General features: G+C 66.8%; 6 protein-coding genes and 1 pseudogene. 1 reads left to right on the plus strand and 6 read right to left on the minus strand.

Translation table 11 applies throughout. The features are described 5' to 3' along the window. The 6 genes and pseudogenes from AB0M63_RS44510 to AB0M63_RS44535 all read right to left on the minus strand — a co-directional run. Positions 1–260 (minus strand): annotated as a pseudogene (locus AB0M63_RS44510) (transposase); the annotation flags it as partial. A 119-nt stretch (positions 261–379) separates the two neighbouring features. Further along, positions 380–1,030 carry a hypothetical protein gene (locus AB0M63_RS44515; RefSeq protein WP_366023396.1) on the minus strand — a complete coding sequence of 217 codons (651 nt, stop codon included), beginning with the start codon at positions 1,028–1,030 and terminating at the stop codon, positions 380–382. 565 nt (positions 1,031–1,595) lie between these two features. Further along, the gene (locus tag AB0M63_RS44520) at positions 1,596–2,018 is read right to left on the minus strand and encodes a hypothetical protein (protein ID WP_366023397.1); all 423 of its coding nucleotides are present in this window, start codon (positions 2,016–2,018) and stop codon (positions 1,596–1,598) included. 78 nt (positions 2,019–2,096) lie between these two features. Beyond that, positions 2,097–3,074, minus strand: a complete 978-nt coding sequence (locus tag AB0M63_RS44525) for a hypothetical protein (protein ID WP_366023398.1) — start codon at positions 3,072–3,074, stop codon at positions 2,097–2,099. 375 nt (positions 3,075–3,449) lie between these two features. Further along, positions 3,450–4,541: a DUF4185 domain-containing protein gene (locus tag AB0M63_RS44530; RefSeq protein ID WP_366023399.1), complete on the minus strand. Its 1,092-nt coding sequence runs from the start codon at positions 4,539–4,541 to the stop codon at positions 3,450–3,452. Positions 4,542–4,624: 83 nt separating this feature from the next. Then, positions 4,625–5,200: an RICIN domain-containing protein gene (locus AB0M63_RS44535; RefSeq protein ID WP_366023400.1), complete on the minus strand. Its 576-nt coding sequence runs from the start codon at positions 5,198–5,200 to the stop codon at positions 4,625–4,627. A 221-nt stretch (positions 5,201–5,421) separates the two neighbouring features. Between AB0M63_RS44535 and AB0M63_RS44540 the strand changes: the two genes are divergently transcribed. After that, positions 5,422–8,265: a WD40 repeat domain-containing protein gene (locus tag AB0M63_RS44540; RefSeq protein ID WP_366023401.1), complete on the plus strand. Its 2,844-nt coding sequence runs from the start codon at positions 5,422–5,424 to the stop codon at positions 8,263–8,265. Positions 8,266–8,327 lie beyond the last annotated feature (62 nt).

Genomic DNA, 8,327 nt, shown 5'->3' on the forward strand with positions numbered 1-8,327 from the left:
CTGGTCGAGCCCGTCCTGGCGCCACAGGCCGAAGTAGTAGAACACCGCCGACCAGGACGGCAGATCATGCGGGAGGTAACGCCACTGGCAGCCCGTCGGTTCTGGTAGAAGATCGCGTTCACGACCTCCCGCAGATCGCAGGATCCGTGATCTCCGGTCGCCGACCGGGCCACCCGGTCCTGCTTCCAGGCCGTGATCATCGGCTCGATCAACGCCCACTGCTCGTCCGCTAAGTCGCTGGGGTACGGCTCTCGCTCCATGCCCGCATCTCAGCATGCACATGCCTATCAGATGGCCTACCCGAGGATCAGTACCTCGATCGAGCGATCACGAACCGAGGAAGATCGGACTTAACGTCCACTCAGCCCCGCTTTGTCGTTCATCGCGCCGACATGCTCCCCGGCCGCAGTGCGAACCCGGTGATGACGCCTTCCATGTAGCCGGTTCCGGCCCCGATGCCCAGGACGGCCCATACGGACAGGTCCGGATGGGCCACCAGCACCAAGAGAATCGTGCTCAGACCGAGCGCGGTCCCGACGAACGATGCAATCAAGGAGATGTTCACCCACGACGTCAGCCGATCTACCGTCGCACCGATGAGACGCAACATCACATAGCCAGCCAGGACTATGACGAATTCTTGGCCGGTATTCGCTCGGGGCCCTGCGATGATGGCGGTGACAATCCCGCCGCCGCAGATGATGGCCGTCGTGACGGTGGCGAGCCGAGCAGCCGAAACAAGAGGCCGGCTATTGACAGCCTGTCCAACGGCAAAGGCGCCGAGGGCGGCAACGCGCACAGCGATCAACATGCCCGGCCACCATGAATGAACAAACGGATCAGGCAGCGTCATCGCCGACAACCCGAGCATCACACCGACGATCTCGATACGCGGACGGTTCGTCATCCTCGGCCAGTCCTTTTGCTGTTGAGCGGCTGTCCATGAGATCAGCCCGTCGAGCGAGGAACGTAACTCAGGGTCGCCGGGACCCGTCCCGCGTCCGGGATCGCCCGGGTGGCTGCCGCTCACGCGAACCCATCGAACGCGCACCGGTCGAGCACGGCTTCGCTCACCTCAAGAACTGACGGATCCTCACCGAGCTCCACACCGATCCTGCCTGCGCCCCGCCTCCTGCGCGCCCTGCTCGTTCTGACCACCGCGAAGTCAACCGCTGACAGACGATCTACTCCGTAGACTGCCACCCACCACCAGCCAGAGCAGGCCGAGAACCGGTCACACCAGCCCGTTGACCTGCGACTTCAAGTTGGCGGATGCTCAGTGAAGATCTCTAGCGGACAACGCCGCTGTTGTCTTTGAAACTGGCGACAGTGCCTTCGGGCTGGTTGTTTTCGGGGCCCGAGTAGGGACGGACCAGGAAACCGGTATTGCTGTCAGAAGTTTTGACGGCCCGTGATCCGGGCCACGTGCTGGAACGAGGATGACGGTGCCCGGGGCGCTCAGCGTGCCGGGCACCGTGCGTGAGCGGCAGCGGCGGAACTACCGGGAGAGCCGCAGATCCCAGCCGTTGCTGGTCCGGGTCAGGGTGGGGGCGTAGGTGGCGGGCGCAGGGTGCTTTGCGCCCGCTCAGGTAGGTTCACGGCAGGTTGGTCCACTGGCTGGACGATATCGAGTCGTTCATGTTGGTCACGCCGTCGTCATAGGCGAAATTCGCGAGGTTGGAGATCGAGACGCCGTTGTAGATGCCACGCCGCTGGCCGAGGTAATTCGCGTCCTGGTACATCCATACGTCATCCAAGTTCCCCGGGTACCCGCTGTTGATCACCGAGGAGGCTATGTCGTTGCAGCCGATGGTCTGGTAGTTGCGTACGTTGCCTCCCGCTTTGTAGCACTCGTAGGCGAAGCCCGCGTCCAGGTAGATGTGGAAGTAGCCGTCCCCCGCGGCGGGCACCGCGGCCTCCTGGGCCGCATGCGGCTCCGCCTCCGCGACGATCGGCGTGCCCGCCAGCAGTAGGACCGAGGCACCGGTCGCCAGCAGAAGCCTGGTCAGTTTCCTCATAGTGTTTCTTCCTCTCTCTTTCTTCCTTGTTCGGCCCTCGGGCTGTTGCCTGATCGAGGGAGCAGTGGGGGGAGTTCCTCACGAAGTCCGGGAGGATGAGGAGGCGCTGCGGTTGCCCGGGCTCGCGGTGGCGGAGGGAGGGACGGTCGGGCCGACGGTCGGATTGGCGGCGAGGATCGTGCGGGCCCGGCGAAGGGCCGCGAGACGCAGTCGGCGCTCGGCGACGGCAAGCGTCCAGTGGGACCGCCTCAACGACCCCATGTACTTTTCGTCGAGCGCGTCGGCGGTCCTGGCCAGCCCCGAGGTGCCGGCACAGCGGGCCTCCGCCATGGCGAGAGTCCTCTCCTGGAAGGCGGACAGCGCCGGCTTCTGCGCGGCCGTGTGCTTCCGCAGATCTGATGGGCTCGCGTAAGGGTGGCCGGCCGCGCGCATGCACACGGCCCAGGCGCGGACCTTCGCGGTGAACCGGGCGTCATTCAGCACTCGCTGACTGGCCATCACCGACAGGGCGTCCATGGTCGACCTGGCCTTGAACCAGGTGTCCAGATTCCCGTAGAGGATGCGCTCCGACTCGGCCTGGCAGCCTTCGCTGCTGCGGGAGACCCGGGCGCCATCGGGGGTGGTGACCGTGAGGTCCATCCGGCTGCCGTTGGCCGCAGCCAGGGCCTCGCGCCTGCGTTCTTCCGGCAGAGACTGAAAGTAGCGCTGATTGGGGTCTTCCTCCTTGAGCCGGGCGATCGCACGGTCGATGTCCGTGCCGTATCCATGTGCCCGGGCCCAGGCCACGTCCTCGATCACGTAAGGGAAGTCCGGCTTCACGGGAATGTTCCCGGTGGCGGGACGGTAGACGAAGCCGTGACGCCGCATGCAGTCGCGCAGCAAGTACTGCTCCGCAGTGCGAAGTACGGATCCCTCCTGCGACGTGACTTCGCGCGGCAGGGGCTCCCGGGCGGACGTCCCCGCGTCCGCCGAAAGGACGGCGAAGCGCAGAACGAAGGCGATAAGGATCAGCAGAGCGGCTGTCGCCGTCAGGGCGGCGCCCGTCTTGATCCGCACGTCCTTCCCCTTCCTGCCCACTCGGACCGTCCGGTGGACGATGGATAAATCCGCCAAGTATGAATAAAAGATGATGAATAATTTTGGCCACTATGTTGTAAAAGGCTGGCGCGGCGTGATGAGAAAATGGCGCGTCCCTACTCGACTGTTTCGTGCACCACCCTTTGCCGTCCCCTCAGCCCCTCAGAATCCGGGCGCCCAGGGATCCGAGGGCAGGCCGGAGGGCTATGTCCCTGATGGCTTCCTCGATCTCGTCGTTGGTGGGGTGCATCAGCGGGCTGAAGCGATCACCCGTGATGTGGGCGGAAGTGATGGCGCATCCAGTGACGGGCCACGTGGGCGCGAGGGCCTGTTGCGGGCCGTGCGCAGGGGCGACTACGGGGTTAGGCCGCCGAAGCCGCGTACGCGGAACTGCATGACGTGATACGGCCATCCGGTCTGAGTGTTCCACTGGCTCACCGACAGGTGGAGGTCGTCGAGTGTCGAGCCCGGGATGACGTAGCCGCCGTACAGCTGGGCAACATGTGTATCGTCCTCGCTGCCCCAGGCGCCGCCCCAGATGAGTGTTTCGCGGCGGGCGGTGTACAGGTTCGAGGTGGGGGTGTCCATGATGATGCCGTCGATGCGGTAGTCGCCGGCGTTGAACCAGGTCAGGATCCACTTGCCGTCGAGGGGGCGCAGACACAGTTCGCCGAACTTCCCCTCCAGGATCGGGGTGGGCGGGTTGCCCCAGGCCCAGGCGCCGTCGCGCCACCCCCAGGGCTCGTAGGCGTTCAGGTCGGTGAGTCGGCCGCTGGGCACGCGGTGCAGGATGATCGGCTTGTCGCGCTGGAAGCCGGTCGAGTAGACGTACACGTAATCGTCGTTGCCGAGTCCCCAGGTGAACAGCTGGAACATGCCGCCGTGCAGGTCGGCGGGGAACTTGGCGCCGGTGTGGGTCCAGGTCGCGCCGGAGTCGTCCGAGCGCCAGATCTCGGTCCACACGACGTTGCCGAGGCCCTTGTTCACCATGGCGTGCAGATAGATCGTGCCGCCGATGGTGATCACGTCGGAGGGCAGCACGGTGGAGAAGACCGGGTTGTCGTGCTCGTAGGCCCACAGCTGCTGGGCCTGTTCCCCGCCGACCGCGCCCGTCCAGACCACCCTGTCGGTGAGCAGCGCCTTCTGACCCCACAGCGCCACGGGGGAGCGCCACCAGCCACCTCCGACCGTCGCGTTTTGAAAGGTGTCCCCGAATATGAAGAGATGCCGGCCGTCGGGTGTACGGACGGGGATGCCGAGGTCGGTGGCTTCCATCCCGAAGCGGGTCGTGTTGCCGGGACCGGTGAGATCGGCGACCTTGGTGACCTGAAGCGCGGCGGCGTCCGCCCGGGCGGACGCCGCGGATCCCAGCGCTGGGACACCTGTGAGCACAACTCCCGCCGTGGCCTTGAGGAACGTCTTGCGGCTGATCGGTGTGGCGTGCATGAGTACTTCCTGTCTGGGATGGCCACAAGGCACAGAAGGGGGATGCCTGCCGGGGATGCCTGCCCGCGGCAGGCACGGTTCGGCTATCGCCAGTAGTGGTCGGCCCAGTTGCCGCAGGGCCACTGGATCACCGCTGCGCCTTCGTCCTTGCTCGCGCCGGGGATGCCGAGGCACTGCCGGCTGTTGTAGTTGACGATCTGGTACAGGCCGTTAGCCTCGGCGAAGTGCCAGTAGTGATCGGGCCAGTTGCCGCAGGGCCACTGGATGACCTGCAGTCCGGCTTCCGTGCTGGCGCCGGGAACACCCAGACACTGGCCGCTGTAGGCGTTGACGACGTGGTACCAGTCGTCCCCGTTTTGATCCGTAAAGCCGTCCTCGAGGCTCCAGTACTGGGAGCTGTAGTTGTCGTTGCAGGACCACTGGATCAACTTCTCGCCTGCTGTGGTACTGCCGCCCGGGTCCACGAGGCACTTGCCACTGTTGTTGTTGATGATGTGTGAGATGACCTGAGCGGCCACGTCCGACTTGACCGGTTTCAACTCGCTCACCGATCGTTTGGCTACGCCGGGTTGGTCCTGGGCGACAGCTCCCGGAGCCGACAACCCCACGAGCGCGGCTACGGCGAACATGGCCGCAACGTATCTGGCTCGGATCTTCACGAGATCCTCCTCCCGTTTTCGGTGCGCGGAACGCACGTCCTCGACAAGGTTGTAGCTGTCACTCGTTGTTCGGAATCGGACCGCGGGTACTGAACAAACGGATGGTGAACAACGCAGTCAACTCGGGGGAGGTGGCCACTGTGCCGCGTGGTGAGCGTCCGTTGGATCCCGAGGGCGGGCCCTTGGCGGAGTTCGCTCTTCGATTACGGGAGTTGCGGCAGATGGCGGGGAACCCCACCTACAGGGACCTCGCCAAGCGGGCGCACTACTCGCTCGCAACGCTCTCCAGCGCCGCGAGCGGTCGCCAACTGCCCACCTTGGTGGTGACCTTGGCGTACGTACGCGCCTGTGGTGGCGACGAGGAGCAGTGGGCGCGGGCCTGGCACGAGACCGCCACGCAGCTCGCCGCCGAACCGCGTCCACCATCGGCCTCGACCGCCTCTGACGCAACAGGTGAATCCGAAGAGGACGCCGCGTGCCCGCCCTACGTCGGCCTCGCCCCCTTCCAACGCGCCGATACCGACTGCTTCTTCGGCCGTGAACGCCTCGTTGCCGATCTCGCCGACCGACTTCGGCACGGCCGATTACTCGCCTTGTTCGGAGCCTCGGGCTCGGGCAAGTCCTCGATCCTGCGGGCCGGACTGCTGCCCCTCGTCGCCGAGGCAGTGGTGTTCACCCCCGGCCCCCATCCTCTGGAAGAGTGCGTGATTCACTTGGCGGCACTCGCTTGCGACACCCCCGGCCGTCTCCTCGCCGAATTGTCGGCCGACCCGCTCAACCTCCACCGTGTCGTACGCCAGATCCTGACCAACCGTCCCGACGACGCCGAACTGGTCCTCGTCATCGACCAGTTCGAGGAAATCTTCACCCTCTGCACCGACCCTGACGAGCGCACCGCCTTCATCACCGCTCTCGTGACCGCCGCACAGGCCCCCACCAGCCGCTGCCGCATCGTGCTCGCCGTCCGCGCGGACTTCTACGCCCACTGCACCCGCCACCCCGACCTGGTCGACGCCCTGCGCGACGCCCAGGTCCCCGTGGGCCCCATGACCACTGGGGAACTGCGCCGCGCCGTCGTACAACCTGCCGTCCGCGCCGGCCTCACCGTCGAAGGCGCCCTCCTCGCCCACCTCACCGCCGAGGCCAAGGGGCAGCCCGGAGTGCTCCCGCTCCTGTCCCACGCCCTGCTCGAAACCTGGCACCGCAGACGCGGCAACGCACTCACCTTCACCGCATTCCAGCAGGCGGGCGGAATCGAAGGCGCCCTTGCGCAGACCGCCGAAGCCTTCTACACCCAACTCACCCGGCACCAACAGGGGCTCGCCCGGCAGATCTTCCTGCGCCTGACCGCACTCGGCGACGGCACCGAGGACACCAAACGCCGTCTGGTGCGTTCCGAACTCGACGACACCGCCGATACTGCCCTCGTCCTCGAGCAGGCCGCACGCGCCCGCCTGCTCACCCTTGACGACAACCGTGTGGAGATCGCCCACGAGGCGCTGATCCGCTGCTGGCCCCGCCTGACCCGCTGGCTCACCGAAGACCGCGACCGGCTCCGTGAACACCGACGCCTCGCCGAGGCCACCGAAATCTGGGAATCTCTCGACCGCGACCCCGGCGCCCTCTACCGCGGCACCCGCCTCGCCGCCGCACGGGAACTCCCGCCCACGGACCTCACCCGCCGCGAACGCGACTTCCTCGACGCCGGCACGGCCGCCGAAATCACCCAAGCAACCCTCGTACGCCGCCGGTTACGACGCGCGCGCCAGTTCGCAGTGCTCCTCGTCGCCCTCCTCCTGGCCGCCGGAACAGCCATGGGGTATGCCATGCATGCCCAGAACTCCCTCCGACACCAACGCGACGTCATCCTCGCCCAGCGCGTCGCGGAGCAGGCGGCGGCACTGCGCCAGGACGACCCGTCACTCGCCGCACAATTGAGCCTCGCCGCCTACCGCCTCGCCCCCGACAACATCACCCGCGACGGACTGCTCAGCGCCACAGCGACTACCCTCACGGGCAGCGCCGCGGGACTGAGCACCGTGGCACCGGAACGCGGCGGGCACACCCTGGCCACCAGCAGCTACGACGGCACCGTCCGCCTCTGGGACATCACCGACCCGCACCACCCGCTCGTACTGTCCACCTTCACCGCCCACCCCGGCGCCAGCGCCGTCATCGCCCTCAGCCCCGTCGGCACCACCCTGGTCAGCGGTGGCTCCGACACCACGCTGCGACTGTGGGACCTCTCCGATCCCCGGCATCCGGCCTCGTACGGCCCCGCCCTGCACGGACACACACAGTACGTCTACTCGGTCGCCTTCAGCCCGGACGGAAAGACCGTGGCCAGCGGCAGCTACGACCACACGGTACGGCTGTGGGATGTCACCGCCCCCCACCACCCGGCCCCCCTGGCGGCCCTCACTGGACACACCCTCAACGTCAAACCCGTCGCTTTCAGCCCCCACGGCCGCATCCTCGCCTCGGGCAGCGACGACCACACCATCCGCCTGTGGAACGTGACCGACCTACGCCACCCAACCCTGCTGGCCACTCTCACCGGCCACAAGGACTTCGTGGACACCCTTGCCTTCAGCCCGGACGGCCGGACCCTGGCGACCGGCAGCGACGACCGCACCGTGCGCCTGTGGAACATCACCGACCCCCGCCATCCCACCCTGTCCGCAATCCTGACGGGGTACGCCGACGTGGTCACCCACGTGGCGTTCAGCCCGGACGGCCGAACTTTGGCGACCGGCAGCTACGACCGCACCGTGCGCCTGTGGAACGTGGCCGACCCCCACGGGCCCGCCCTACTGGCCACGTTCACCGGAGACACCGGCGCAGTCCAGTCTGTCGCCTTCACCGCCGACGGCACCCGAGTGATCAGCGGCAGCGCCGACCGCACGGTACAGATCTGGGAAACCACCGTCCCCGCGGCCACCGCCCGCGCTTGCGCCCTGAGCCGCCACAAGATCACCACCGCTCAGTGGCGACGTTACCTGCCCGGCACCGACTACCGGCCTCCCTGTCTCACCTCTCCTCCCGGCCGGAGGGCCACTGACTGAACTGCTTCCGTGAAGCCCCGGGCCTTCGGGAAGCCTCCGAACCGTGTCGCTCCGGCATCCCT

Source organism: Streptomyces sp. NPDC051576 (assembly GCF_040681835.1).
GTDB lineage: Bacteria > Actinomycetota > Actinomycetes > Streptomycetales > Streptomycetaceae > Streptomyces.

Coding starts and splice junctions, on each gene's coding strand:
- AB0M63_RS44520 (WP_366023397.1), bottom strand. CDS start 2,018: ATGAGGAAACTGACCAGGCTTCTGCTGGCGACCGGTGCCTCGGTCCTA.
- AB0M63_RS44530 (WP_366023399.1), bottom strand. CDS start 4,541: ATGCACGCCACACCGATCAGCCGCAAGACGTTCCTCAAGGCCACGGCG.
- AB0M63_RS44540 (WP_366023401.1), top strand. CDS start 5,422: ATGGCGGGGAACCCCACCTACAGGGACCTCGCCAAGCGGGCGCACTAC.